Here is a 24,422-nt window from a genome sequence, read left to right as displayed (position 1 = left end):
TCCGCCCCTGCTGTGCGTCAGCGTGGCCGAATCAGTTGAGAAACGCCGGCTGATTGGCTTCGTAACGGGCGATATCCGCGTCGTGCTGCAGCGTCAGGCCGATGCTGTCCAGGCCGTTGATCATGCAGTGGCGGCGGAAACTGTCGATCTCAAACGGGTAGCTGTGGCCGCCGGCGTTCACCGTCTGCTGTTCCAGGTCGACGGTAAACTCGATGCCTTCGTTGGCTTCCACCAGTTTGAACAGCGTATCCACGTCTTGCTCGCTCAGCGTGACCGGCAGCAGCTGGTTGTTGAACGAGTTACCGTAGAAAATATCGGCAAAGCTCGGTGCAATCACCACTTTGAAACCGTAGTCGGTCAGCGCCCACGGCGCATGTTCGCGCGAGGAGCCGCAGCCAAAGTTCTCCCGTGCCAGCAGGATACTGGCGCCCTTGTAACGCGCTTTATTCAGCACGAAGTCCGGGTTGGGCTGCTGGCCGGCATCGTCCAGAAAGCGCCAGTCGTTAAACAGGTGCTGGCCGAAGCCGGTGCGCGTCACCTTCTGCAGAAACTGTTTCGGGATAATGGCGTCGGTATCGACGTTGGCCGCATCCAAAGGCACCACTAAGCCGGTATGTTGAGTAAATTTAGCCATGGTGATGCTCCTTAGTGCAGTTCACGAATATCGGCAAAGTGGCCGCTGACGGCGGCGGCGGCGGCCATGGCCGGGCTGACCAGGTGGGTGCGCCCGCCGCGTCCCTGACGCCCTTCAAAGTTGCGGTTGCTGGTGGAGGCGCAGCGCTCGCCCGGGTTCAGGCGGTCATTGTTCATCGCCAGACACATGGAGCAGCCGGGCAGACGCCATTCAAAACCGGCTTCGATAAAGATTTTATCCAGCCCTTCGGCCTCCGCCTGCGCTTTCACCGGGCCGGAGCCGGGCACCACAATCGCCTGGACGCCGCTGGCGACTTTGCGCCCTTTGGCAATGGCCGCAGCGGCGCGCAGATCCTCAATACGCGAGTTGGTACAGGAGCCGATAAACACTTTGTCGATCGCCACTTCGGTCAGTTTGATGCCCGGTTGCAGATCCATATAGGCCAGCGCTTTTTCGGCGGAAGCTCGTTCGACCGGATCGCTGAACGACTCCGGCGCCGGGATGATCTGATTGACGGCGATCACCTGCCCCGGGTTGGTGCCCCAGGTAACCTGCGGCGCGATATCTTCGGCGCGCAGCGTCACCACGCTGTCAAACTGTGCGTCGTCATCGGACTTCAGCGTGCGCCAGTAGGCGACCGCCTGTTCCCAGTTATCGCCGGTCGGCGCGAACTGGCGGCCCTTCAGGTAGGCGAAGGTGGTGTCGTCCGGCGCGACCAGCCCAGCTTTGGCACCCATTTCAATCGCCATGTTGCACAGCGTCATACGGCCTTCCATGCTCAGCGCTTCGATGGCCTTGCCGCAGAACTCGACCACGTGGCCGGTGCCGCCGGCGCTGCCGGTTTTGCCGATCACCGCCAGCACGATGTCTTTGGCGGTGATGCCCGCCGCCGCGTCGCCGGTGACCTCGATTTTCATGGTCTTGGCGCGCCCCTGTTTCAGCGTCTGGGTCGCCAGCACGTGTTCTACTTCTGACGTGCCGATGCCGAACGCCAGCGAGCCGAAGGCGCCGTGGGTGGCGGTGTGGGAGTCGCCGCAGACGATGGTCATCCCCGGCAGCGTCATGCCCTGCTCCGGGCCGATCACGTGCACGATGCCCTGGAACGGGTGGTTCAGGTCATACAGCGATACGCCGAACTCCGCGCAGTTCTTGATCAGTTCCTGCATCTGAATGCGCGCCATCTCGCCGCTGGCGTTGATGTCTTTGGTCTGCGTCGACACGTTGTGATCCATGGTGGCGAAGGTTTTGCCCGGCTGGCGCACCTTGCGGCCCATGGCGCGCAGGCCGTCGAAGGCCTGCGGCGACGTGACTTCATGCACCAGGTGGCGGTCAATATACAGCAGCGGCGTTTCGTTCGGCGCTTCGTAAACCACGTGGGCATCGTACAATTTCTGATATAACGTCTTGGCCATGTTATGCCCCCTGTGCCACAAAGCGGGCGATGATATCGCCCATTTCATCGGTGCTGACCGCCTTGCCGTCGCCGGCCAAATCGGCGGTACGGTAACCCTGTTCCAGCGCCTGGTTGATAGCGCGCTCAATAGCATCGGCGGCTTCAGCGGCCTCCAGGCTGTAGCGCAGCAGCAGGGTGAGCGACAGGATCTGGGCTACCGGGTTGGCAATACCTTTACCCGCGATATCCGGCGCGGAGCCGCCCGCCGGTTCGTACAGGCCGAAGCCCGCCTCGTTCAGGCTGGCGGAAGGCAGCATACCCATCGAGCCGGTAATCATGGCGCACTCGTCCGACAAAATATCGCCGAACAGGTTGGAGCACAGCAGCACGTCGAACTGCGCCGGATCTTTGATCAGCTGCATGGTGGCGTTGTCGATGTACATGTGCGACAGCGCCACGTCCGGGTAATCTTTGGCAACCTCGTTCACCACTTCGCGCCACAGGATCGAGCTTTGCAGTACGTTGGCCTTATCGATGGAGGTGACCTTATTACGGCGTTTGCGCGCCGATTCAAAGGCGATGCGCGCGATACGTTCGATCTCGAAGCGGTGATACACCTCGGTGTCATAGGCGCGCTCCTGCATGCCCTGGCCTTCGCGCCCTTTCGGCTGGCCGAAGTATATGCCGCCGGTCAGCTCGCGGACGCACAGGATATCGAAGCCGGCGGCGGCGATATCGGCGCGCAGCGGGCAGAAGTTTTCCAGCCCCTGGTACAGGCGGGCGGGACGCAGGTTGCTGAACAGTTTGAAGTGCTTGCGCAGCGGCAGCAGCGCGCCGCGCTCCGGCTGTTCCGCCGGCGGCAGATGTTCCCACTTGGGGCCGCCCACCGAGCCGAACAAAATGGCGTCCGCCTGTTCGCAGCCGCTCAGCGTCGCCGCCGGCAGCGGGCTGCCGTGGCGGTCGATGGCAATGCCGCCGACGTCGTATTCGCTGGTGGTGATGCGGATATCAAAGCGCTGGCGCACCGCCTCCAACACTTTTTTTGCCTGCGCCATTACTTCCGGGCCGATTCCGTCTCCGGGTAAGACGGCAATATGGTAACTCTTCGTCATGTTCACACCGTTTCCTGATTATTTTGATGTTTGGTTTGCTGCAGACGCTGTTTTTCTTTTTCTACCTGTTGGGAGCGCCAAATATTATTTAATGCGTGGATCATCGCCTTGGCGGAGGATTCGACAATATCGGTCGCCAGGCCGACGCCGTGGAAGCGGCGGCCGTTGTAGGAAACCACAATATCCACCTGGCCCAGCGCGTCGCGGCCCTGGCCTTTCGCCGTCAGCTGATATTTCACCAGTTCGATCGGGAAGTCGGTGATACGGTTGATGGCCTGATAGACCGCATCGACCGGGCCGTTGCCGGTGGCCGCTTCGGCTTTTTCTTCGCCGCCGCATATCAGTTTGACCGAGGCGGTGGCCATAATGCTGCTGCCGGACTGCACGCTGAAGTAACCCAGATTGAAGTGTTCCGGTTCTTCCTGCTGTTTATTGATAAACGCCAGCGCTTCCAGATCGTAGTCGAACACCTGGCCTTTCTTATCCGCCAGTTTCAGGAAAGCGGCGTACAGATCGTCCAGGCTGTAGTCTTGATCTTTGTAGCCCATTTCTTCCATGCGGTGCTTCACCGCCGCGCGGCCGGAGCGCGAGGTCAGGTTCAGCTGAACGTCTTTCAGACCGATGGTCTGCGGCGACATGATTTCGTAGTTTTCACGGTTTTTCAGCACGCCGTCCTGGTGAATGCCGGAGGAGTGGGCGAAGGCATTGGAGCCGACGATCGCTTTGTTGCCGGGAATCGGCATATTGCACAGCTGGCTGACCAACTGGCTGGTGCGGTAGATTTCCTGGTGGTTGATATTGGTGTGCACGTTCATGATGTCCTGGCGCACTTTAATCGCCATGATCACCTCTTCCAGTGAGGTGTTGCCCGCGCGCTCGCCGATGCCGTTGATCGTGCCTTCCACCTGACGGGCGCCGGCCTGCACTGCCGCGATTGAGTTGCCGACCGCCATGCCTAAGTCGTCATGGCAGTGCACGGAGATAATCGCCTTGTCGATGTTCGGCACCCGGTCGTACAGCGTGCTGATAATGCCGCCAAACTGGTTCGGCGTGGTATAGCCGACGGTATCGGGGATATTGATGGTGGTGGCGCCGGCGTTGATGGCTGCTTCAACCACGCGGCACAGGTTATCGATCGGCGTGCGTCCGGCGTCTTCACAGGAGAACTCGACGTCGTCGGTATAGTTGCGTGCGCGCTTCACCGAGCGTACGGCCATCTCCAGCACTTCATCGAACGAACGCTTTAATTTTGACTCGATATGCAGCGTTGAGGTGGCCAGGAAGACGTGAATACGGAACGCTTCGGCGACGCGCAGCGCCTCGGCGGCGACATCGATATCGTTGTCGACGCAGCGCGCCAGGCCGCAGACGCGACTGTTTTTGATTTGGCGTGCAATAGTTTGCACCGATTCAAAGTCACCCGGTGAAGATACCGGGAAGCCAACCTCCATGACGTCGACGCCCATCCTCTCCAGCGCCATTGCGATCTGAATCTTTTCTTTTACGCTCAGGCTGGCCTGCAGCGCCTGTTCACCGTCGCGCAATGTGGTATCGAAGATAATGACTTGTTGGCTCATCGCTTGGTTCCTTATCGTGTTTTTCACGCTAAGCGGGCAAAAAAAAACCCGCGCAGTAGCGCGGGTTTGTTATAGCTGAGTGGCTGAATCAGGACCGATCGCCGCCCACTGGCATACCGCGCAAAGAAGATGCGTTTAGTAGTAGGCCTAGTAGACGAGTAATACGGATCATGTGATTCCACTTCTCTAAAATGTTTGCGTTGCCTAATTTGATACGTTATCGCTCAGGCGATGTCAACACCTGATTTTAAAACCCGGGGTAAATGAAACTGAACGCGGCATCATGCTATCCATCAGTAGATAATGTCGAAAAAAATGCATTTTTTGGTTCGAAAAAACATTGGAATTGGGACGCGATTGGCATAAATGAATTGTGTGGTGAGATACGACATTGATTCTGATTGAAGGTAGGGTAAAATTTACTCACAATAAATGACTAATGCATATTGAAAAAAGTGAGGTATTCATGGTGTCTATTTATTACAATCTTAAATTGAATGATGGAATGACTCGGCGTACATAGCCGTTATATATGAAATGTAACTGTCCTAAAAATCACTGCTTTTAATACTGCATGATTGTTCATTTTCTATTTTTATGTTCTGATTCATCTTGTGCGGAGCGTTTTTTTAACACTATTTCGGCTTATTCCTATTGAGGGTTAAATAAATTGCGTAATGGGCCGGTAAAATCGTTGGCATAAATTTTAGTGTCGTATTTATATTGGATGAATCTTGGTTTTTATCTTTTGCAGGATAACTTACCAAGAGGACTAACTTTACCGCTCGGGAAAATGGAATGCGATTTCTGGCACCGTTTCTTAATGGTGCGTCGGTGAAGTTATCTACATAGGACTTAGTGGAGTTGGATATGTCTGGATATGATTCGGGAAATGTCTTGGGTAAGGATGGCGGTGATATTCATCTGCGCAGCGTCGATCTTAATCTGCTCACCGTATTTGATGCCGTGATGCAAATGCAAAATATCACGCGAGCGGCAAATGTGCTTGGTATGTCGCAGCCTGCGGTAAGTAATGCGGTCGCCCGGTTGAAGGTAATGTTTAACGATGAGCTGTTCGTGCGATTTGGCCGCGGCATCCAGCCGACCATGCGCGCCAGACAGCTGTTTGGGCCGATTCGCCAGGCGCTGCAGCTGGTGCAAAATGAACTGCCGGGGGCGGGGTTTGACGCCTTGACCAGTGAGCGTATTTTCCCGATCTCCATTTGTAGCCCGTTGGATTTACGTCTGACGGCGAAAGTCATCAACAGCGTGAAGGAAATGGCCCCTCACGTTCGCCTGCAAATAAAATCCTATCTCAACAATAACATTGAACATCAGCTGCGTTATCAGGAGATGGAGTTTGTTATTGGCTATACGTATTTTGAACACAGCGAATTTAAGCGTCACGCATTATTTGACGATGAACTGGTGGTGGTCGCTGCGGAAGCGCATCCGCGGATAATGAGCGGCATTACGCGTGAACAGCTGATGATGGAGCAGCATGCGGTCGTTTCCTTGGAGCGGTTCTGTTCTTTTAGCCGAGCACATTATATCGAAGACGCCATGCAGCGTATCGTTTCTCAGCAGTGTACGGATTTATATAGCGTGATGAATCTGGTTTCCCGTACCGATATGTTGGCCATTGCCCCCCGTTGGTTTGCTCAGAAATATGCGTCGAATTTGCAGCTTAAATTACTGACCTTGCCGCTGGATAAAAAACAGGTTACCTGTTATCTCTCCTGGCATGAATCAGCCGAGCGCGATAAAGGACATCAGTGGATGAAGTCGGTACTTGGCGAATCTGAGATGCTGGGTTAAATCACGGATAATTAACCCGAGGGATCGCCCGCGGGTTAATTTTTATCGGTGGGTGAATGGCGTTTCTTTAAGTAAATGATTATTTTTTATTTAGAAATATCCTGTATTTCTGTGGTGCTGATTTGTTTTTATTATTTCAAATTTTAAAACTGGTAAATAATTAAATTGTAGAGTTTTGTTCTGTTATGGGCGGTGGGGGTTCTCGTGTCTTTTAGCACGTTATTGACGGAATAATTGTAAGCAGCGGCTTCCCCGGTTGTATGCTTGGTGTCACATTCAGCAGCACTGCCGTGCTTTTGAGCTCACAGGGCTACGCTGAAATTCCTTTCCCCTTTATCAGAGAGCCGGTAAACTGCGCGGAAAAAAGTAAACACGTGTAAGCTGAGATTTGGGGCATTGGTGCCCTGCAGCAGCTAATCGATTGATCCGTTTCAGGCTTAAGGCTCTATGACCAGAAATCTCCAGCACTACCATCTGATTCAGCGTATCCAGCAGCAGCGCAGCCAGCGCGCCGATTGTGTCGCCTTCCGTCAATGGACACCGGCGGGCGAAAACCGTCTGACCTGGCGGCAGGTCGGCACGCATATGGATCATATCGCCAGCGCCCTGCTGGCGTTAGGCGTTGAAGTGCAGGAGCGCGTGGCGATTTTTGCCAATAACAGCATGGCCTGGTCATTGGCCGATCTGGCTATTTTACAGCTGCGTGCGGTCAGCGTACCGCTGTATGCCACGCATACCGCCGCGCAGGCGGCGTTTATTCTGAATGATGCCGATATCCGCATTCTGTTTGTCGGCGACCAGGCGCAAATGGATGCCGCTATTGCGCTGCGAGGCGTTTGCCCGCAGCTGACGCAGATTATTGCCTTTAACGACGCGGTGGAACTGCACGGCTGCGAGATCGCCTGTTACCTGAAACAACTGGAGCGAGACGCGGACGTAGAACGTTATCAGGCGCAGTTGGATGAGCGTATCAGCGCTCGTGAACTGCAGGATCTGTTCACGCTGATTTATACCTCGGGCACGACCGGTGAACCAAAAGGCGTGATGCTGGACTACCGCAATATGGCGGCTCAACTGAATCAGCATGATGAGCGTCTGACGGTGGGAGAAGAAGACGTCTCACTCAGCTTCCTGCCGTTGTCACACGTGTTTGAGCGCGCCTGGAGCTTCTTTATCATGCATTCCGGCGCGCAGAATGTTTTTCTGCCGAATACCGACTGGGTGCGTGAGGCGATGACGGCGGTGCGGCCGACCGTGATGTGCGCCGTGCCGCGTTTCTATGAGAAAATCTTCAGCGCGGTGCATGAGAGGGTTGCCCGCGCGCCGTGGTGGCGTCGTCTGTTATTCCGCTGGGCGATTGGCTGCGGCGAGCGAAAGTTTTTGCAGGAGTGTGCTGGTACGTCTGACGGCCGGTTGTCCGCGCAGGCGCACCGTTGGGCCGATAAGCTGGTGCTCAGCAAACTGCGCGGTCTGCTGGGGGGACGGGTGCGCTTTCTGCCGGCCGCCGGAGCCAAACTGGACGATAATGTGATTCTGTTCTTCCAGGCGCTGGGCATAAACATCAAGTATGGCTACGGCATGACGGAAACCTGCGCCACCGTTTCCTGCTGGGAAGAGCACGACTTCCGCTTTGGCTCTATCGGCAAACCGCTGCCTGACGTTGAGGTGCGCGTCGCCGAAGAGAACGAGATTCAGGTGCGCGGCCCGATCGTGATGCGCGGTTACTTCAATAAACCTCTGGAAACCGCGCAGGCGTTTACCGCTGACGGCTGGCTGAAGACCGGCGACGCCGGCGCGATTGACGATCATGGCAATCTGTTTATCACCGAGCGGCTGAAGGATCTGATGAAGACCTCCGGCGGTAAATATATTGCGCCACAGATGCTGGAAGGTACGCTGGCCCAGGATCGTTTTATCGAACAGGTGGCGGTTATCGCCGACGCGCGCAAGTTCGTGTCCGCGTTGATTGTGCCCTGCTTTGAATCGCTGGAAGAATACGCCAAATCGGTCAATCTCAAGTACCACGATCGTCTGGAACTGTTACGCCATAGCCAGATTGTCGAAATGTTCGAGGCGCGCCTGCGTGAGATGCAAAAAGAGCTGGCCCGCTTCGAACAGGTGAAGAAGTTCACTCTGTTGCCGGCGGCGTTTTCGATGGAGCTGGGGGAGCTTACGCCGACGCTGAAGCTGCGGCGTAAGGTGATCTCCCAGCGTTATCAGCATGAAATTGAGGCCATGTATCAGTAAATCTTCTGACTGAAGGTGGTTTACTAATCGCCGCTGCTGAAAAAAACGGCATAAACCCAGCCTGATTTAGTTCTGTAATTATCGCCATTCATGAAACAATGCCTAGCTGCATCCGCCGTTGACTAGTGCATTGTTTTAGCCCTCCGTCAAATGCCAGATCGATAGCCATTTTCGTATTTTCCTGCCGCCGTTTTGTCGTTTGCCTGCCCTCATATACTGACGTTATGTTAAGGGATTCTATACCCGTCATTTTCCGGTTTAAGCGCCGGTTGGCCGCCTTATATTCATGACATTACTCTGCGCGGTGATGGGTAAGTGAGAAACGCATCACGTCGGGGTATACCCGACGAGCAGGCGCTACGTTCCGGCGCCAGACAAGTATAAGTAAGCCTGGAGGCAAACCCATGGAGATGTTGTCAGGAGCCGAAATGGTCGTGCGATCGCTGATCGACCAGGGCGTTAAACATGTATTCGGTTATCCGGGCGGGGCGGTGCTCGATATTTACGACGCTCTGCACACGGTGGGCGGAATCGATCACGTACTGGTGCGCCATGAGCAGGGGGCAGTGCATATGGCCGATGGCTATGCGCGCGCCACCGGCGAAGTCGGCGTGGTGCTGGTCACCTCCGGCCCGGGGGCGACCAATGCGATTACCGGTATCGCCACCGCCTATATGGACTCCATTCCGATGGTGGTGCTTTCCGGCCAGGTGCCGAGCTCGCTGATTGGCTACGACGCCTTCCAGGAGTGCGACATGGTAGGGATCTCGCGTCCGGTGGTGAAACACAGCTTCCTGGTCAAACGCACCGAAGATATTCCCGGCGTACTGAAAAAGGCGTTTTATCTGGCCGCCAGCGGCCGTCCCGGCCCGGTGGTGATCGACCTGCCGAAAGACATTGTCGGCCCGGCGGTGCGCATGCCTTACGCCTATCCGCAGGAGGTCAGCCTGCGTTCTTACAACCCGACGGTGCAAGGGCATCGCGGGCAGATCAAACGCGCCCTGCATACTCTGATGGCGGCGAAAAAACCGGTGATGTATGTCGGCGGCGGCGCGATCAATGCCGAATGCCACACGGAGGTGATAACGCTGGCGGAACGCCTCAACCTGCCGGTCACCTGTACGCTGATGGGGCTGGGCGCCTTCCCGGGGACGCACCGTCAGAGCGTCGGCATGCTGGGGATGCACGGCACCTATGAAGCCAACAAGACCATGCATCACGCCGATGTGATTTTCGCCGTCGGCGTGCGCTTTGACGATCGCACCACCAACAATCTGGCGAAGTACTGCCCGGATGCCACCGTGCTGCATATTGATATCGACCCGACCTCCATCTCCAAAACCGTGGATGCGGACATCCCGATCGTCGGCGATGCGAAGCAGGTGTTGGCGCAGATGCTGGAGCTGCTGGCGCAGAGCAACAAGCCGCAGGACTTTGATGCATTGCGCGACTGGTGGCAGTCGATTGAGCAGTGGCGCGCGCGTGACTGCCTGGGGTATGACAAAAACGGTGATACCATCAAACCGCAGGCGGTGATTGAAACGCTGCATCGCCTGACCAAAGGCGACGCCTATGTGACGTCCGACGTCGGCCAGCATCAGATGTTCGCCGCGCTGTATTATCCGTTCGACAAGCCGCGCCGCTGGATCAATTCCGGTGGCCTGGGCACGATGGGCTTCGGACTGCCGGCGGCGCTCGGGGTGAAGCTGGCGCTGCCGGAGGAGACCGTGGTGTGCGTCACCGGCGACGGCAGTATCCAGATGAACATTCAGGAGCTGTCCACCGCGCTGCAATACAATCTGCCGGTGGTGGTGGTGAATCTGAACAACCGCTATCTCGGCATGGTAAAGCAGTGGCAGGACATGATCTATTCTGGCCGCCATTCGCAGTCCTATATGGAGTCGCTGCCCGATTTCGTCGCGCTGGCCGAGGCCTACGGGCATGTTGGCATCGCCATTCGCACCCCGGATGAGCTGGAAAGCAAGCTGGCGCAGGCGCTGGCGGAGAAGGAACGACTGGTGTTTGTCGATGTGACCGTCGATGAAACCGAACATGTGTACCCCATGCAGATCCGCGGTGGCGGCATGGACGAAATGTGGCTGAGCAAAACGGAGAGGACCTGATCATGCGGCGTATTTTATCTGTATTACTGGAGAATGAATCCGGTGCGTTGTCGCGCGTGGTCGGGTTGTTTTCCCAGCGTGGCTATAACATTGAAAGTCTGACGGTCGCGCCGACCGACGATCCGACGCTGTCGCGCATGACCATCCAGACGGTGGGCGACGAGAAGGTGCTGGAACAGATTGAGAAGCAGCTGCATAAGCTGGTGGATGTGCTGCGCGTCAGCGAACTGGCGCAGGGGGCGCACGTCGAGCGTGAAATTATGCTGGTCAAGCTGCAGGCCAGCGGCTACGGCCGTGAAGAGGTGAAGCGCTGCGCCGATATTTTCCGCGGGCAGATTGTTGATGTCACCGCGACGCTGTACACCGTGCAGCTGGCAGGCACCAGCGATAAACTGGACGCTTTCCTGGGAACGGTGCGTGAAGTGGCGGAAATCGTCGAGGTGGCGCGCTCCGGCGTCGTTGGCGTCTCGCGTGGCGATAAGATCATGCGCTGAAAAGGCGGGGGCGTCGGCGCCCCTGCTGTAGGTCTCCGGCGGTAAAATTTGCCCGTTTGCCGGCACCTTGCGGCAAAATCGGTTGCCCGCTAGAGGTTTCTGCTGTTAGATCGTTAAGCCGGATTGAAGCATTGCATGGCTGCGATGCTTGCTGAGGGCTGCCTTCACTCTCTATTTTCAGCATCAGTAAGGGGTTAACGTGAAACTGGATGAAATCGCGCGTCTCGCTGGCGTTTCGCGCACTACGGCCAGTTATGTCATCAACGGTAAGGCGAAACAGTATCGCGTCAGCGATAAAACCGTCGAAAAAGTGATGGCCGTGGTCAGGGAGCATAATTATCATCCGAACGCCGTGGCGGCAGGGCTGCGCGCCGGTCGGACACGTTCTATCGGATTGGTGATTCCCGACCTGGAAAACACCAGCTACACACGCATCGCCAACTATCTGGAGCGTCAGGCGCGTCAGCGCGGCTACCAGTTGCTGATTGCCTGCTCCGAGGATCAGCCGGACAACGAAATGCGCTGCATTGAGCACCTGTTGCAGCGTCAGGTTGACGCGATTATCGTCTCGACCGCGCTGCCGCCGGAGCACCCTTTCTACCAGCGCTGGGCGAATGGTTCGCTGCCGATCATCGCGCTGGACCGCGCGTTGGATCGCGAGCATTTCATCAGCGTCGTAGGCGCCGATCAGGAAGACGCCTTTACTCTGGCGCAGGAGCTGCGCACTTTCCCGGCAGAGTCGGTATTGTACCTGGGCGCGCTGCCGGAATTGTCGGTCAGTTTCCTGCGCGAGCAGGGGTTCCGTCAGGCCTGGCAGGATGATGAGCGCCAGGTGGATTACCTGTACGCCAATAGCTATGAGCGCGAAGCCGCAGGGACGTTGTTCGCCCAGTGGCTGCAAACCCACCCGATGCCGCAGGCGCTGTTCACCACTTCGTTTTCATTGCTGCAGGGCGTGATGGATGTGACCTTGAAGCAACAAGGGCGTCTGCCGACCGATTTGGCCATTGCCACGTTTGGCGACCATGAACTGCTGGATTTCCTGGAGTGTCCGGTGCTGGCAGTGGCGCAGCGCCACCGCGATGTGGCGGAGCGCGTATTGGAGCTGGTGCTGGCCAGCCTGGATGAGCCGCGTAAGCCGAAGCCGGGTCTGACGCGCATTCGTCGTAATCTGTTCCGACGCGGCAGCCTGAGCAGAAAGTAACCCTATGGGCAGGGGGACAGCGCGCTGTTCCCTTGCTGTCAGGCGCGTATTCTCGAGTGTTTTAATAAAAATGATATAAAACAGTGGGTTGTGATTTCTATGCGTTTTTCTAATTGAAATGCCAAAAACGATAGGAATAAACATGTAAGGAAATGCGGCCGTATTGTAAAGTTTTTTGGGAATAATCTTAGTAATATGATTTAAATCGCAATTAGCCCGCCTGGTAATCATCAAAACATTTATTTTATTTTCCCCTCTCGGCATTCACCGTTTAATTGCAGTAAAATAACGTCCCCCGTTATCGGACTGCCGGCATCACCGTAATTACCTTAGGGCATTATCGTCGGCGCTTGCGGGGATGTGCCGTGCCGCAGGCCTGCGCCGCAGCGGGTTTGGCCGTCATGCCGCGGGGCAAAAGAACAATTGAAAAATGAGACTTCGATTACAGAAGAAAGTATTGAGCTAATTAATCGCCAATTTGTCAGATTGTTAACCGCCTACTTTCCTTTCAAAAAATTCTCCTCGTTTATCATGGTGTTAATTTTTTATTGCCGAATAAAAAGAGTTCCTTTCGCGAGTCAGCTCCCAAAACGAACAGAGAAATATTGCCAAAGCACCGCCGCTCTGGCTTGACAAGGTTTTAATACCCTCCGTAAACTCCTTTATGTGGGAATTTGTGGGGTAAAGTGGTGAAAAAGGTCACGAAGGGGTAGCTCAGGAATGTTTCGAGGGGCGACGATGGTCAACCTCGACAGCAAGGGGCGGCTTGCCGTACCAACCCGTTACCGGGACTCGCTGAACGAGGAATCGCAAGGCCAAATGGTCTGTACCATTGACCTCCATCAGCCCTGCCTGCTGCTTTACCCGTTACCCGAATGGGAAGTGATTGAACAAAAATTATCCCGTCTGTCGAGCATGAACCCTGCGGAGCGCCGCGTGCAGCGCTTGCTGTTGGGGCATGCCAGTGAGTGCCAGATGGATAATGCCGGGCGGTTGTTGATAGCGAGTACGTTGCGTCAACACGCCGGACTAACGAAAGAAGTGATGCTGGTCGGCCAGTTCAACAAGTTTGAACTGTGGGATGAACAGACCTGGTATCAACAAGTCAAGGATGATATTGACGCTGAACAGTCGTCTCAGGAACCGTTGTCTGAGCGGCTACAGGACTTGTCGCTATAAGCATGTTGGAAAATTATAAACACACTACCGTACTGTTGGATGAGGCGGTTAACGGCCTCAACATCCGCAGTAACGGCATATATATCGACGGTACTTTTGGTCGCGGTGGCCATTCTCGTCTGATTCTGTCCCAGCTCGGGCCGGAAGGACGTTTGTTGGCGATTGACCGCGATCCGCAGGCGATTGCAGCCGCCAAATCTATTGAAGATCCTCGTTTTAACATCGTACATGGCCCGTTCTCCGAGTTGTCGCATTATGTGCGGGAGCGCGGACTGGAAGGGCAGATCGACGGCGTTCTGCTGGACCTGGGGGTCTCTTCACCGCAGCTCGACGATCCGGAGCGCGGTTTCTCCTTTATGCGCGACGGGCCGCTGGATATGCGCATGGACCCCTCGCGCGGCCAGTCCGCCGCGGAATGGCTGTTGAAAGCCGAAGCGGAAGATATCGCCTGGGTGTTGAAAACCTTTGGTGAAGAGCGTTTTGCCAAGCGTATTGCACGCGCCATCGTCGAGCGTAATAAAACAGAGCCGATGACGCGTACCAAAGAGTTGGCCGAGCTGATTGCCGCCGCCAGTCCGTTCAAAGAAAAGCATAAACACCCGGCGACCCGCAGCTTCCAGGCCATCCGTATTTACATCAACAGTGAACTGGAAGAGATCGAGCGCGCGCTGGAAGGCGCACTGGACGTACTGGCACCGCAGGGGCGCTTATCGATTATCAGCTTCCACTCGCTGGAAGACCGGATTGTAAAACGCTTTATGCGTCACCACAGCCGCGGCGCCCAGGTGCCGGCGGGGCTGCCGCTGACCGAAGCGCAGTTGCGCGAGCTGGGCGGCCGCAGCCTGAAGTCGCTGGGCAAGATGATGCCGCCGCCTGAAGAAGTGGCCGAAAATCCACGTGCGCGCAGTTCAGTGTTGCGCATTGCCGAGAGGGTATCCGAGTGATTGGGAATGAGCGCCATGGGTTGGTCGGGGTTATCGGCGGCGATTTACTGCGTAACGCCAAGATCCCGCTGATTTTGCTGATAGCCGTGCTGGTGTCCGCCATTTTGGTGGTGACTACCGCGCACCGTACCCGCCTGCTGACCGCCGAGCGCGAGCAACTGGTGCTGGAGCGTGATGCGCTGGATATCGAATGGCGCAACCTGATCCTCGAAGAGAATGCATTGGGTGACCACAGCCGCGTGGAGCGCACGGCGATTGAGAAGCTGCAGATGCAGCACGTCGATCCATCGCAAGAAAATATCATCGTTAAACAATGAGTGGTTTAACCGACGTAATGAAACGGAGCAAAAAGGGAACGCATGAAAGCAGCACGCCCCGGTAAGTTGAAACGCCAGGAAGATCAAGCCAGCTTTGTCAGCTGGCGTTTTGCGTTGCTGTGCGGCTGTATTTTGCTGGCGCTGGTCGGGCTGATGCTGCGGGTGGCGTACCTGCAGGTGATTAGCCCGGACCGGCTGGTGAAAGAAGGCGATATGCGTTCGCTGCGCGTACAGCAGGTGCCGGCGGCGCGCGGCATGATCAGCGATCGCGCCGGACGGCCGCTGGCGGTCAGCGTGCCGGTGAACGCCATCTGGGCGGACCCGAAAGAGCTGAACGAGCGCGGCGGCATCACGCTGGACAACCGCTGGAAGGCGCTGTCGGACGCGCTGGGTATTCCGCTCGATCAGCTGTCCAAGCGCGTTAACGCCAACCCGCGCGGGCGCTTTGTTTATCTGGCGCGTCAGGTTAATCCGGCGATCGGTGAATACATTCACAAGCTGAAGCTGCCGGGGATTTACCTACGGCAGGAATCGCGCCGTTACTACCCGGCCGGGCAGGTCACCTCGCATATTATTGGCGTGACCAATATCGACGGTCAGGGCATTGAGGGTATTGAGAAGAGCTTTGACCACTGGCTGACCGGGCAGCCGGGCAAGCGTACGGTGCGTAAAGACCGCTATGGCCGCGTGATTGAGGATATCTCCTCCGTCGACAGCCAGGCGGCGCACAACCTGGCGTTGAGTATTGATGAACGCCTGCAGGCGCTGGTTTACCGCGAGCTGAACAACGCGGTGGCGTTCAACAAGGCGGAGTCCGGCACCGCGGTGCTGATCGACGTCAACACCGGTGAAGTGCTGGCGATGGCCAACAGCCCGTCTTATAACCCGAACAATATGGCCGGTACGCCGAAAGAGACCATGCGTAACCGCGCCATTACCGATATTTTTGAGCCTGGTTCCACCGTAAAACCGATGGTGGTGATGACGGCGCTGCAGCACGGCGTAGTGAGAGAAAACAGCGTGCTGAACACCGTGCCTTACCGCATTAACGGCCATGAGATTAAAGACGTGGCGCGTTATCCGGAACTGTCGGTGACCGGGATCTTGCAGAAGTCGAGTAACGTCGGGGTTTCCAAGCTGGCGTTAGCGATGCCGTCCTCAGCGTTAGTAGATACTTACTCACGTTTTGGGCTGGGAAAAGCGACCAATTTGGGGTTGGTCGGAGAAAGCAGTGGCATATATCCAAAAAAACAACGGTGGTCTGACATAGAGAGGGCCACCTTCTCTTTCGGCTACGGGCTAATGGTAACACCGTTACAGTTGGCGCGAGTCTATGCAACGATCGGCAGCCTGGGCGTGTATCGCCCGCTGTCGATTACCAAGGTTGACCCGCCGGTTGCCGGCAAACGCATATTCCCTGAACCGCTGGTGCGTACCGTGGTGCACATGATGGAAAGCGTGGCCCTGCCGGGCGGCGGCGGCGTGAAAGCCGCCATCAAGGGTTACCGTATCGCCATTAAAACCGGTACCGCGAAGAAAGTGGGGCCGGACGGTAAATACGTCAACCGTTATATCGCTTATACCGCCGGCGTTGCGCCGGCGAGTCAGCCCCGTTTTGCCCTGGTGGTGGTCATCAACGACCCGCAGGGCGGGAAATACTATGGTGGCGCAATTTCCGCGCCGGTGTTTGGCGCCATCATGGGCGGCGTACTGCGCACCATGAACGTTGAGCCGGACGCGTTGCCCACCGGTGATAAAAGCGAATTAGTGATTAATAAAAAAGAGGGTTCAGGTGGCAGATCGTAATTTGCGCGACCTACTCGCTCCGTGGGTGCCTTCGGCCCCCGAGCGCGCGCTGCGGGAAATGATATTAGACAGCCGGATTGCGGCTGCCGGGGATCTGTTTGTCGCCGTAAACGGCCACCAGACGGATGGTCGCCGCTATATTCCGCAAGCCATCGCCCAGGGCGTCGCCGCAGTGATCGCAGAAGCTGAAGGCGCCGCCGAAGACGGTGAAATTCGTACGATGCACGGCGTGCCGGTGATTTATCTCGGCCAACTTAATCAGCGTCTGTCTGCGCTGGCCGGGCGTTTTTACCATCAGCCGGCAGAACGCCTGCGTCTGGTCGGCGTGACCGGCACCAACGGTAAAACCACCACCACCCAGCTGCTGGCGCAGTGGGGGCAGCTGCTGGGCGAAACCAGCGCGGTGATGGGCACCGTCGGCAACGGCCTACTGGGCCAGGTGTGCCCGACAGAAAATACCACCGGTTCGGCGGTGGATGTGCAACATGTATTAAATGACCTGGCGGATCGCGGCGCGACGCTGGCGGCGATGGAAGTCTCTTCCCATGGTCTGGTACAAAGCCGCGTTGCGGCGCTGCCGTTTGCCGCGGCGGTGTTCACCAACCTGAGCCGCGACCACCTGGATTACCACGGCGACATGGCCAGCTATGAAGCGGCGAAATGGTCGCTGTTCGCCGAGCATCAGATCGGTCAGGCGATTATCAATGCCGATGATGAGGTCGGTCAGCGCTGGCTGGCGCAGCTGCCGGATGCGGTGGCTGTCACCATGCAGGATAACCTGCAGCCGGGCTGCCACGGCCGCTGGCTGAAGGCCACCGCGGTGGACTATCACGATAACGGCGCCACTATCCGTTTCAGCTCCAGCTGGGGTGATGGCGAGATTGAAAGCCGTCTGATGGGGGCATTTAACGTCAGCAACCTGCTGCTGGCGCTGGCGACGCTGCTGTCGCTGGGCTATCCGCTGGCGGCGCTGATGGCCAGCGCGCAGCAACTGCAGCCGGTCTGTGGCCGCATGGAAGTGTTCAATGCGCCGGGCAAGCCGACGGTCGTGGTCGATTACGCCCACACGCCGGACGCGCTGGAAAAAGCGCTGGAAGCCGCGCGTCTGCACTGCCGTGGGCAGCTGTGGTGCGTCTTTGGCTGCGGCGGTGACCGCGACAAAGGCAAGCGTCCGCTGATGGGCGCGATTGCCGAGCAGTTTGCCGACCGGGTGGTGATCACCGATGACAATCCGCGTACCGAAGAGCCGCAGGCGATTATCGCCGATATCCTGAGCGGGCTGCTGGACGCCGGCCGGGCGCAGGTGATTCACGGGCGCGCCGAGGCGGTAACCAGCTCGGTGATGCAGGCGAAAGAACAAGACGTGGTGCTGGTGGCCGGTAAAGGTCATGAGGATTATCAACTGGTGGGCAATCGCCGTCTGGATTATTCCGACCGCACCACCGTCGCGCGTTTGCTGGGGGTGATGGCATGATTCCCGTTTCCCTTCAGGCCCTGGCCGATGTATTGCGCGCCGAGTTGGTCGGCGCCGATTGCCAAATTGATGAAGTGACGACGGATACTCGCCAGGTGACCACAGGCTGTCTGTTTGTGGCGCTGAAAGGCGAACGTTTTGACGCACATGATTTTGCCGCAGATGCGGTTGCCGCCGGCGCAGGTGCTTTGCTGGTAAGCAAGCGCTTACCGGTGGAGGTGCCGCAGCTGGTGGTGGCGGATACCCGGCTGGCGCTGGGCGCGCTGGCGGGCTGGGTGCGTCAGCAGGTGCCGGCTAAAGTGGTGGCGCTGACCGGCTCATCGGGCAAAACCTCGGTGAAAGAGATGACCGCCACGATCCTGCGCGAGTGCGGGGACGTGCTGTATACCGCCGGCAACTTTAACAACGATATCGGCGTGCCGCTGACGCTGCTGCGTCTGCAGCCGCAGCATGATTTTGCGGTGATTGAGTTGGGCGCTAACCATATCGGTGAAATCGCCTACACCACCGCGCTGACGCGCCCGCAAAGCGCGCTGGTCAACAACCTGGCGGCGGCGCACCTGGAAGGGTTTGGTTCGCTGGCAGGGGTGGCGCAGGCGAAAGGTGAAATTTTTCAAGGTTTGCCAGCGGATGGCGTCGCCATTATCAACGCGGACAACAACGACTGGCCGCGCTGGCAAAACCTGCTGACGGATCAAACCGTCTGGCGCTTCTCGCCGCAGGCGGCGGAAGGCGTGGACTTCTTCGCCAGCGATATCACGGTTAACGGCAACGGCACGCAGTTTACCCTGCATACCCCGTTTGGCCGCACGGACATCGCACTGCCGCTGCCTGGGCGCCATAACGTAGCCAACGCCCTGGCGGCCACCGCGCTGGCGATGTCGGTAGGCGCGTCGCTGGAAGCGGTGCGCTGCGGCCTGCAGCAACTGCAGGCGGTGCCGGGGCGTCTGTTCCCGATTGCGCTGGCGGAAGGCAAGCTGCTGCTGGACGACAGCTATAACGCCAACGTTGGTTCAATGACCGCCGCCGCGCAGGTGCTGGCGGAGATGCCGGGCTATCGGGTGATGGTGGCGGGCGATATGGCGGAACTGGGTGACGACGCGGAAGAGTGCCATCGTCAGGTCGGCGAAGCGGCCCGGCTGGCGGGCGTGGATAAAGTGCTGAGCGTGGGCGTTCTGAGTCAGGCGCTCAGCGAAGCGGCCGGCAACGGCGAACATTTTCAGGATCAAGCGGCAGCAATCGCGCGCGTAGCGGAGTTACTGCAGGAACATGCGGTCATTACCGTGTTAATCAAAGGGTCACGTAGTGCCGCGATGGAGCAGGTAGTACGCGCGTTACAGGAGAAAGCAGCATGTTAGTTTGGCTGGCCGAGCATTTGGTCAAATATTATTCCGGCTTTAACGTCTTTTCCTATCTGACGTTTCGCGCCATTGTCAGCCTGCTGACCGCGCTGTTTATTTCTCTGTGGATGGGGCCGCGGCTGATCAGCCGCCTGCAGCAGATGTCCTTCGGGCAGGTAGTGCGTAACGATGGCCCGGAGTCGCACTTCAGCAAGCGCGGCACGCCGACCATGGGCGGCATTATGATTCTGACCTCCATCACCATTTCGGTGCTGATGTGGGCCTATCCGTCTAACCCGTACGTCTGGTGCGTGCTGTTTGTGCTGGTGGGCTACGGCATTGTCGGGTTCGTCGATGATTACCGCAAGGTGGTGCGCAAGGACACCAAAGGGCTGATTGCCCGCTGGAAGTATTTCTGGATGTCGGTGATTGCACTGGTGGTGGCATTCAGCATGTACATAGTCGGTAAAGATACGCCCGCCACCGAACTGGTGGTGCCGTTCTTTAAAGACGTGATGCCGCAGCTGGGGCTGCTGTATGTACTGCTGGCCTACTTTGTGATTGTCGGCACCGGCAACGCGGTCAACCTGACCGACGGCCTGGACGGCCTGGCGATTATGCCGACGGTGCTGGTGGCGTCCGGTTTTGCGCTGGTGGCCTGGGCGACCGGCAACATGAACTTCGCCAACTACCTGCATATTCCGTACCTGCGGCATGCCGGCGAGCTGGTGATTGTCTGCACCGCGATTGTCGGCGCAGGGCTGGGTTTCCTGTGGTTCAACACCTACCCGGCGCAGGTGTTTATGGGCGACGTCGGTTCGCTGGCGCTGGGCGGCGCGCTGGGCACCATTGCGGTGCTGCTGCGTCAGGAGTTTTTACTGGTGATTATGGGCGGCGTGTTTGTGGTTGAAACGCTGTCGGTGATCCTGCAGGTGGGATCGTTCAAGCTGCGCGGTCAGCGTATTTTCCGCATGGCACCGATTCACCACCACTATGAATTGAAAGGCTGGCCGGAGCCGCGCGTTATTGTGCGCTTCTGGATTGTTTCGCTGATGCTGGTGCTGATTGGCCTGGCAACGCTGAAGGTACGTTAATCATGGCGGATTATCAGGGTAAAAAAGTGGTCATCATCGGACTGGGCCTGACCGGCCTGTCCTGTGTTGATTTCTTTATAACGCACGGCGTGACGCCGCGCGTTATGGATACCCGCATGTCTCCGCCAGGGCTGGAGCAACTGCCGGAGAGCGTGGAACGTCATCTGGGCAATCTGCGTGAAGACTGGCTGCTGTCGGCGGACCTGATCGTCGCCAGCCCGGGCGTGGCGCTGTCTACGCCGGCCCTCCTCAGCGCGGCGGAAGCCGGCGTGGAAATCGTCGGCGACATCGAACTGTTCTGCCGTGAGGCGCAGGCGCCGATTGTGGCGATTACCGGCTCCAACGGCAAAAGCACCGTCACCACCCTGGTGGGTGAGATGGCGAAGGCTGCCGGCTGGGCGGTCGGCGTTGGCGGCAATATCGGTTTACCGGCGCTGAGCCTGCTGCGCCAGGCGTGCGATCTGTACGTGCTGGAGCTGTCGAGTTTCCAGTTGGAAACCACCAGCAGCCTGCGCGCCGCTGCCGCCACCGTGCTCAATATCAGCGAAGACCATATGGATCGCTATCCGCTGGGGTTGCAGCAGTACCGGGCGGCGAAATTGCGCATTTACGAACAGGCCAAGACCTGCGTGGTGAACGCAGACGATGGGCTGACCATGCCGGTGCGCGGCGCCGACGAGCGCTGCATCAGTTTCGGCGTCGACGTGGGGGATTACCATCTCAACCGTCAGCAGGGCGAGACCTGGCTGCGGGTGAGCGGCGAAAAAGTGCTGAACACTCGCGAGATGAAACTGAGCGGCCAGCACAACCTGACCAATGCGCTGGCGGCGCTGGCGCTGGCCGACGCGGTGAAAATTCCGCGTTCCTCCAGTCTGAAGGCGCTGACCACCTACGCCGGGCTGGCACACCGCTTCCAACTGGTGCTGGAGCATAACGGCGTGCGCTGGATTAATGACTCCAAAGCGACCAACGTCGGCAGCACCGAAGCGGCGCTGAACGGCCTGCAGATCGACGGCACGCTGCATCTGCTGTTGGGCGGCGACGGCAAATCGGCCGACTTCTCACCGCTGGCGCGTTATCTGCAGGGCGACAATATCCGCCTGTACTGCTTTGGCCGCGACGGTGCCCAACTGGCGCAGCTGCGTCCCGATGTGGCGCTGCAGACTGAAACCATGGAACAGGCGATGCAGGCGATAGCCGGCGTGGTGCGCTCCGGCGATATGGTGCTGCTGTCACCCGCCTGCGCCAGCCTGGATCAGTTCCGTAATTTTGAAGTACGCGGCGATGAGTTCGCCCGTCTGGCACAGGAGCTTGGCGGATGAAACTACAACTGCCGTCATTCGGCTTAGCGGAAAAACTGAAAGACTGGGTGATGGGCTCGCGTGAAAACGAGAACGCCACGCTGGTGCTGTATGACCGTACGCTGCTGTGGCTGACGTTCGGTCTGGCGATTATCGGCTTTGTGATGGTGACCTCGGCGTCGATGCCGATCGGTCAGCGTCTGGCGGACGATCCGTTCCTGTTCGCCAAGCGTGACGCGCTGTATCTGGGGCTGGCGTTCGGCCTGTCGCTGGTGACGCTGCGCGTCCCGATGGATGTCTGGCAGCGTTACAGCACCGCGATGCTGCTGGTGTCGATCGTCTTGCTGCTCATCGTACTGGTGGTCGGCAGCTCGGTAAACGGCGCATCGCGCTGGATTGCCCTGGGGCCGCTGCGTATCCAGCCGGCGGAGCTGTCGAAGCTGTCGCTGTTCTGCTACCTGGCGAGCTATCTGGTGCGCAAGGTTGACGAGGTGCGCAGCAACTTCTGGGGCTTCTGTAAGCCGATGGGCGTGATGGTGGTGCTGGCGGTGCTGCTGCTGGCGCAGCCGGATCTGGGCACCGTGGTGGTGCTGTTTATCACCACGCTGGCGATGCTGTTCCTGGCCGGCGCCAAAATGTGGCAGTTCCTGGCGATTATCGGCTCCGGCGTGTTCGCCGTGGTGCTGTTGATTATCGCCGAACCGTACCGTATGCGCCGCGTGACCTCATTCTGGAACCCGTGGGCCGACCCGTTCGGCAGCGGCTACCAGCTGACCCAATCGCTGATGGCGTTCGGCCGCGGCGAATTCTGGGGGCAGGGGCTCGGCAACTCGGTGCAGAAACTGGAATATTTGCCGGAGGCGCACACCGACTTTATCTTCTCGATTTTAGGTGAAGAACTCGGCTATATCGGTGTGGTTTTCGCGCTGTTAATGGTATTCTTCGTCGCTTTTCGCGCGATGTCGATCGGCCGCAGGGCGCTGGAAATCGATCAGCGTTTTTCCGGTTTTCTCGCCTGCTCGGTCGGCGTGTGGTTCAGCTTCCAGGCGCTGGTTAACGTCGGCGCGGCGGCGGGCATGCTGCCAACCAAAGGCCTGACCCTGCCGCTGATCAGTTATGGCGGTTCGAGCCTGCTGATTATGTCGACGGCGATCGTGCTGTTATTGCGTATTGATTATGAAACGCGTCTGGCGAAAGCCCAGGCGTTTGTTAAGAGGTAAGGGATGAGCGGGAAAGCGAAGCGTTTAATGGTGATGGCAGGCGGGACCGGCGGGCATGTGTTCCCCGGGCTGGCGGTCGCTCATCATCTGATGGCGCAGGGCTGGCAGGTGCGCTGGCTCGGAACCGCAGACAGAATGGAAGCCGATCTGGTGCCAAAGCACGGGATCGAAATTGATTTTATTCGTATTTCCGGCCTGCGCGGCAAAGGCGTGATGGCACAGCTGAGCGCGCCGCTGCGCATCTGGCGCGCGGTGCGTCAGGCGAAGGCGATTATGCGCAGCTACCAGCCGGACGTGGTGCTGGGCATGGGCGGTTACGTTTCCGGCCCGGGCGGCCTGGCGGCCTGGCAGTGCGGCGTTCCGGTCGTGCTGCACGAACAGAACGGCATCGCCGGCCTGACCAACCGCTGGCTGGCGCGCATCGCCACCACGGTGCTGCAGGCTTTCCCCGGCGCCTTCCCGAAAGCGGCGGTGGTGGGCAACCCGGTACGTACCGACGTGCTGGCGCTGCCGTTGCCGGCGGAACGCCTGGCCGGGCGTGAAGGCCCTGTCCGCGTGCTGGTGGTTGGCGGCAGTCAGGGCGCGCGCGTGCTGAATCAGACTGTTCCTGAAGTCGCGGCGCGTTTGGGCGATAAAATTACGCTCTGGCATCAGGTAGGCAAAGGCGCGTTGGACACGGTTCAGCGCGAATATGCCCGCGTCGGGCAGACGCAGCATAAGGTCGCCGAGTTTATCGATGATATGGCGGCCGCCTATGCCTGGGCTGACGTGGTGGTGTGCCGTTCCGGCGCGCTGACCGTCAGCGAGATTGCCGCGGCGGGACTGCCGGCGATTTTTGTGCCGTTCCAGCATAAGGACCGTCAGCAGTACTGGAACGCCCGCCCGCTGGAAGAAGCCGGCGCGGCGAAGATTATTGAACAGCCGCAGTTCAACGCCGATACGGTGGCCGAACTGCTGGCGAGCTGGGATCGTCCGACCCTGCTGGCCATGGCGGAGAAAGCGCGTTCGGTGGCGATCACCGATGCCACCGAACGGGTGGCGGCGGAACTGATCCGCGTCGCGAAATAGAGATTGCAGGGGTTCGGTTCGCCGGGCCTGTAAATAAAGAAATATCATGTGGTGGGCGCTACGCGGGCCCTGGATTA

General features: G+C 58.2%; 20 protein-coding genes. 15 read left to right on the top strand and 5 right to left on the bottom strand.

The genetic code is table 11. The annotated features are described in order from the left end of the window. Nucleotides 1-31: 31 nt before the first annotated feature. The 5 genes from leuD to leuL form a co-directional block, all read right to left on the bottom strand. Entirely contained in the window at nucleotides 32-634 is a 603-nt protein-coding gene (gene leuD, locus FO014_RS06320; protein WP_105229754.1) for a 3-isopropylmalate dehydratase small subunit, read from the bottom strand. A gap of 11 nt (nucleotides 635-645) precedes the next feature. Continuing rightward, nucleotides 646-2,046: a 3-isopropylmalate dehydratase large subunit gene (leuC, locus tag FO014_RS06315; RefSeq protein ID WP_111737731.1), complete on the bottom strand. Its 1,401-nt coding sequence runs from the start codon at nucleotides 2,044-2,046 to the stop codon at nucleotides 646-648. A 1-nt stretch (nucleotide 2,047) separates the two neighbouring features. Further along, nucleotides 2,048-3,139, bottom strand: coding sequence for a 3-isopropylmalate dehydrogenase (gene leuB / locus FO014_RS06310; protein ID WP_160028391.1), 1,092 nt, complete (start codon nucleotides 3,137-3,139; stop codon nucleotides 2,048-2,050). 2 nt (nucleotides 3,140-3,141) lie between these two features. After that, nucleotides 3,142-4,716 (bottom strand): 2-isopropylmalate synthase, encoded by a 1,575-nt coding sequence (gene leuA / locus FO014_RS06305; RefSeq protein WP_160028389.1) that lies wholly within the window; start codon nucleotides 4,714-4,716, stop codon nucleotides 3,142-3,144. Nucleotides 4,717-4,804: 88 nt separating this feature from the next. Beyond that, on the bottom strand, nucleotides 4,805-4,888 hold the full coding sequence (gene leuL, locus FO014_RS24250; RefSeq protein ID WP_111737729.1) for a leu operon leader peptide: 84 nt from the start codon (nucleotides 4,886-4,888) through the stop codon (nucleotides 4,805-4,807). Nucleotides 4,889-5,586: 698 nt separating this feature from the next. Here leuL and leuO point away from each other — a divergent pair. The 15 genes from leuO to murG all read left to right on the top strand — a co-directional run bounded on the left by leuO (nucleotide 5,587) and on the right by murG (nucleotide 24,345). Next, nucleotides 5,587-6,534 carry a transcriptional regulator LeuO gene (gene leuO / locus FO014_RS06295; RefSeq protein ID WP_160028387.1) on the top strand — a complete coding sequence of 316 codons (948 nt, stop codon included), beginning with the start codon at nucleotides 5,587-5,589 and terminating at the stop codon, nucleotides 6,532-6,534. Nucleotides 6,535-6,981: 447 nt separating this feature from the next. Further along, nucleotides 6,982-8,781, top strand: a complete 1,800-nt coding sequence (locus FO014_RS06290; RefSeq protein WP_160028385.1) for an AMP-dependent synthetase/ligase — start codon at nucleotides 6,982-6,984, stop codon at nucleotides 8,779-8,781. Between the two features lie 404 nt (nucleotides 8,782-9,185). Further along, the gene (gene ilvI, locus FO014_RS06285; RefSeq protein ID WP_160028383.1) at nucleotides 9,186-10,904 is read left to right on the top strand and encodes an acetolactate synthase 3 large subunit; all 1,719 of its coding nucleotides are present in this window, start codon (nucleotides 9,186-9,188) and stop codon (nucleotides 10,902-10,904) included. Nucleotides 10,905-10,906: 2 nt separating this feature from the next. After that, complete coding sequence (gene ilvN, locus FO014_RS06280; RefSeq protein ID WP_015670906.1) at nucleotides 10,907-11,398, top strand: acetolactate synthase small subunit; 492 nt, start codon at nucleotides 10,907-10,909, stop codon at nucleotides 11,396-11,398. A 199-nt stretch (nucleotides 11,399-11,597) separates the two neighbouring features. After that, entirely contained in the window at nucleotides 11,598-12,602 is a 1,005-nt protein-coding gene (gene cra / locus FO014_RS06275; protein ID WP_160028381.1) for a catabolite repressor/activator, read from the top strand. Nucleotides 12,603-13,322: 720 nt separating this feature from the next. Then, the gene (mraZ, locus tag FO014_RS06270; protein ID WP_105229762.1) at nucleotides 13,323-13,781 is read left to right on the top strand and encodes a division/cell wall cluster transcriptional repressor MraZ; all 459 of its coding nucleotides are present in this window, start codon (nucleotides 13,323-13,325) and stop codon (nucleotides 13,779-13,781) included. A gap of 2 nt (nucleotides 13,782-13,783) precedes the next feature. Further along, entirely contained in the window at nucleotides 13,784-14,725 is a 942-nt protein-coding gene (gene rsmH, locus FO014_RS06265) for a 16S rRNA (cytosine(1402)-N(4))-methyltransferase RsmH (protein ID WP_160028379.1), read from the top strand. Next, nucleotides 14,722-15,042 carry a cell division protein FtsL gene (gene ftsL / locus FO014_RS06260; RefSeq protein WP_015670910.1) on the top strand — a complete coding sequence of 107 codons (321 nt, stop codon included), beginning with the start codon at nucleotides 14,722-14,724 and terminating at the stop codon, nucleotides 15,040-15,042. The genes rsmH and ftsL overlap by 4 nt, the downstream gene beginning before the upstream one ends. A 42-nt stretch (nucleotides 15,043-15,084) precedes the next feature. Beyond that, complete coding sequence (locus FO014_RS06255; RefSeq protein ID WP_160028377.1) at nucleotides 15,085-16,848, top strand: peptidoglycan glycosyltransferase FtsI; 1,764 nt, start codon at nucleotides 15,085-15,087, stop codon at nucleotides 16,846-16,848. After that, nucleotides 16,835-18,322: a UDP-N-acetylmuramoyl-L-alanyl-D-glutamate--2,6-diaminopimelate ligase gene (gene murE / locus FO014_RS06250; RefSeq protein WP_160028375.1), complete on the top strand. Its 1,488-nt coding sequence runs from the start codon at nucleotides 16,835-16,837 to the stop codon at nucleotides 18,320-18,322. The genes FO014_RS06255 and murE overlap by 14 nt, the downstream gene beginning before the upstream one ends. Further along, nucleotides 18,319-19,680, top strand: a complete 1,362-nt coding sequence (murF, locus tag FO014_RS06245) for a UDP-N-acetylmuramoyl-tripeptide--D-alanyl-D-alanine ligase (protein ID WP_160028373.1) — start codon at nucleotides 18,319-18,321, stop codon at nucleotides 19,678-19,680. Before murE ends, murF begins: the two co-directional genes overlap by 4 nt. Continuing rightward, the gene (gene mraY, locus FO014_RS06240; RefSeq protein ID WP_160028371.1) at nucleotides 19,674-20,756 is read left to right on the top strand and encodes a phospho-N-acetylmuramoyl-pentapeptide-transferase; all 1,083 of its coding nucleotides are present in this window, start codon (nucleotides 19,674-19,676) and stop codon (nucleotides 20,754-20,756) included. The genes murF and mraY overlap by 7 nt, the downstream gene beginning before the upstream one ends. Nucleotides 20,757-20,758: 2 nt before the next feature. Continuing rightward, a complete protein-coding gene (gene murD, locus FO014_RS06235) occupies nucleotides 20,759-22,078 on the top strand; it encodes a UDP-N-acetylmuramoyl-L-alanine--D-glutamate ligase (protein ID WP_160028369.1) in 1,320 nt (439 codons plus the stop codon). After that, a complete protein-coding gene (gene ftsW, locus FO014_RS06230; RefSeq protein WP_105229769.1) occupies nucleotides 22,075-23,277 on the top strand; it encodes a cell division protein FtsW in 1,203 nt (400 codons plus the stop codon). Before murD ends, ftsW begins: the two co-directional genes overlap by 4 nt. A gap of 3 nt (nucleotides 23,278-23,280) precedes the next feature. After that, nucleotides 23,281-24,345, top strand: a complete 1,065-nt coding sequence (murG, locus tag FO014_RS06225; protein ID WP_105229770.1) for an undecaprenyldiphospho-muramoylpentapeptide beta-N-acetylglucosaminyltransferase — start codon at nucleotides 23,281-23,283, stop codon at nucleotides 24,343-24,345. Nucleotides 24,346-24,422: the final 77 nt, after the last annotated feature.

The sequence above is a fragment of the Serratia rhizosphaerae genome, from assembly GCF_009817885.1.
In the GTDB taxonomy this organism is placed as follows: domain Bacteria; phylum Pseudomonadota; class Gammaproteobacteria; order Enterobacterales; family Enterobacteriaceae; genus Serratia_B; species Serratia_B rhizosphaerae.
This window is presented reverse-complemented; position numbering and strand designations above follow the sequence as displayed.

Excerpts from the sequence above, each read along its gene's own strand:
- leuD (WP_105229754.1), bottom strand. The coding sequence starts at position 634 with ATGGCTAAATTTACTCAACATACCGGCTTAGTGGTGCCTTTGGATGCG.
- leuC (WP_111737731.1), bottom strand. The coding sequence starts at position 2,046 with ATGGCCAAGACGTTATATCAGAAATTGTACGATGCCCACGTGGTTTAC.
- leuB (WP_160028391.1), bottom strand. The coding sequence starts at position 3,139 with ATGACGAAGAGTTACCATATTGCCGTCTTACCCGGAGACGGAATCGGC.
- leuA (WP_160028389.1), bottom strand. The coding sequence starts at position 4,716 with ATGAGCCAACAAGTCATTATCTTCGATACCACATTGCGCGACGGTGAA.
- leuL (WP_111737729.1), bottom strand. The coding sequence starts at position 4,888 with ATGATCCGTATTACTCGTCTACTAGGCCTACTACTAAACGCATCTTCT.
- leuO (WP_160028387.1), top strand. The coding sequence starts at position 5,587 with ATGTCTGGATATGATTCGGGAAATGTCTTGGGTAAGGATGGCGGTGAT.
- FO014_RS06290 (WP_160028385.1), top strand. The coding sequence starts at position 6,982 with ATGACCAGAAATCTCCAGCACTACCATCTGATTCAGCGTATCCAGCAG.
- ilvI (WP_160028383.1), top strand. The coding sequence starts at position 9,186 with ATGGAGATGTTGTCAGGAGCCGAAATGGTCGTGCGATCGCTGATCGAC.
- ilvN (WP_015670906.1), top strand. The coding sequence starts at position 10,907 with ATGCGGCGTATTTTATCTGTATTACTGGAGAATGAATCCGGTGCGTTG.
- mraZ (WP_105229762.1), top strand. The coding sequence starts at position 13,323 with ATGTTTCGAGGGGCGACGATGGTCAACCTCGACAGCAAGGGGCGGCTT.
- rsmH (WP_160028379.1), top strand. The coding sequence starts at position 13,784 with ATGTTGGAAAATTATAAACACACTACCGTACTGTTGGATGAGGCGGTT.
- FO014_RS06255 (WP_160028377.1), top strand. The coding sequence starts at position 15,085 with ATGAAAGCAGCACGCCCCGGTAAGTTGAAACGCCAGGAAGATCAAGCC.
- murF (WP_160028373.1), top strand. The coding sequence starts at position 18,319 with ATGATTCCCGTTTCCCTTCAGGCCCTGGCCGATGTATTGCGCGCCGAG.
- mraY (WP_160028371.1), top strand. The coding sequence starts at position 19,674 with ATGTTAGTTTGGCTGGCCGAGCATTTGGTCAAATATTATTCCGGCTTT.
- murD (WP_160028369.1), top strand. The coding sequence starts at position 20,759 with ATGGCGGATTATCAGGGTAAAAAAGTGGTCATCATCGGACTGGGCCTG.
- ftsW (WP_105229769.1), top strand. The coding sequence starts at position 22,075 with ATGAAACTACAACTGCCGTCATTCGGCTTAGCGGAAAAACTGAAAGAC.
- murG (WP_105229770.1), top strand. The coding sequence starts at position 23,281 with ATGAGCGGGAAAGCGAAGCGTTTAATGGTGATGGCAGGCGGGACCGGC.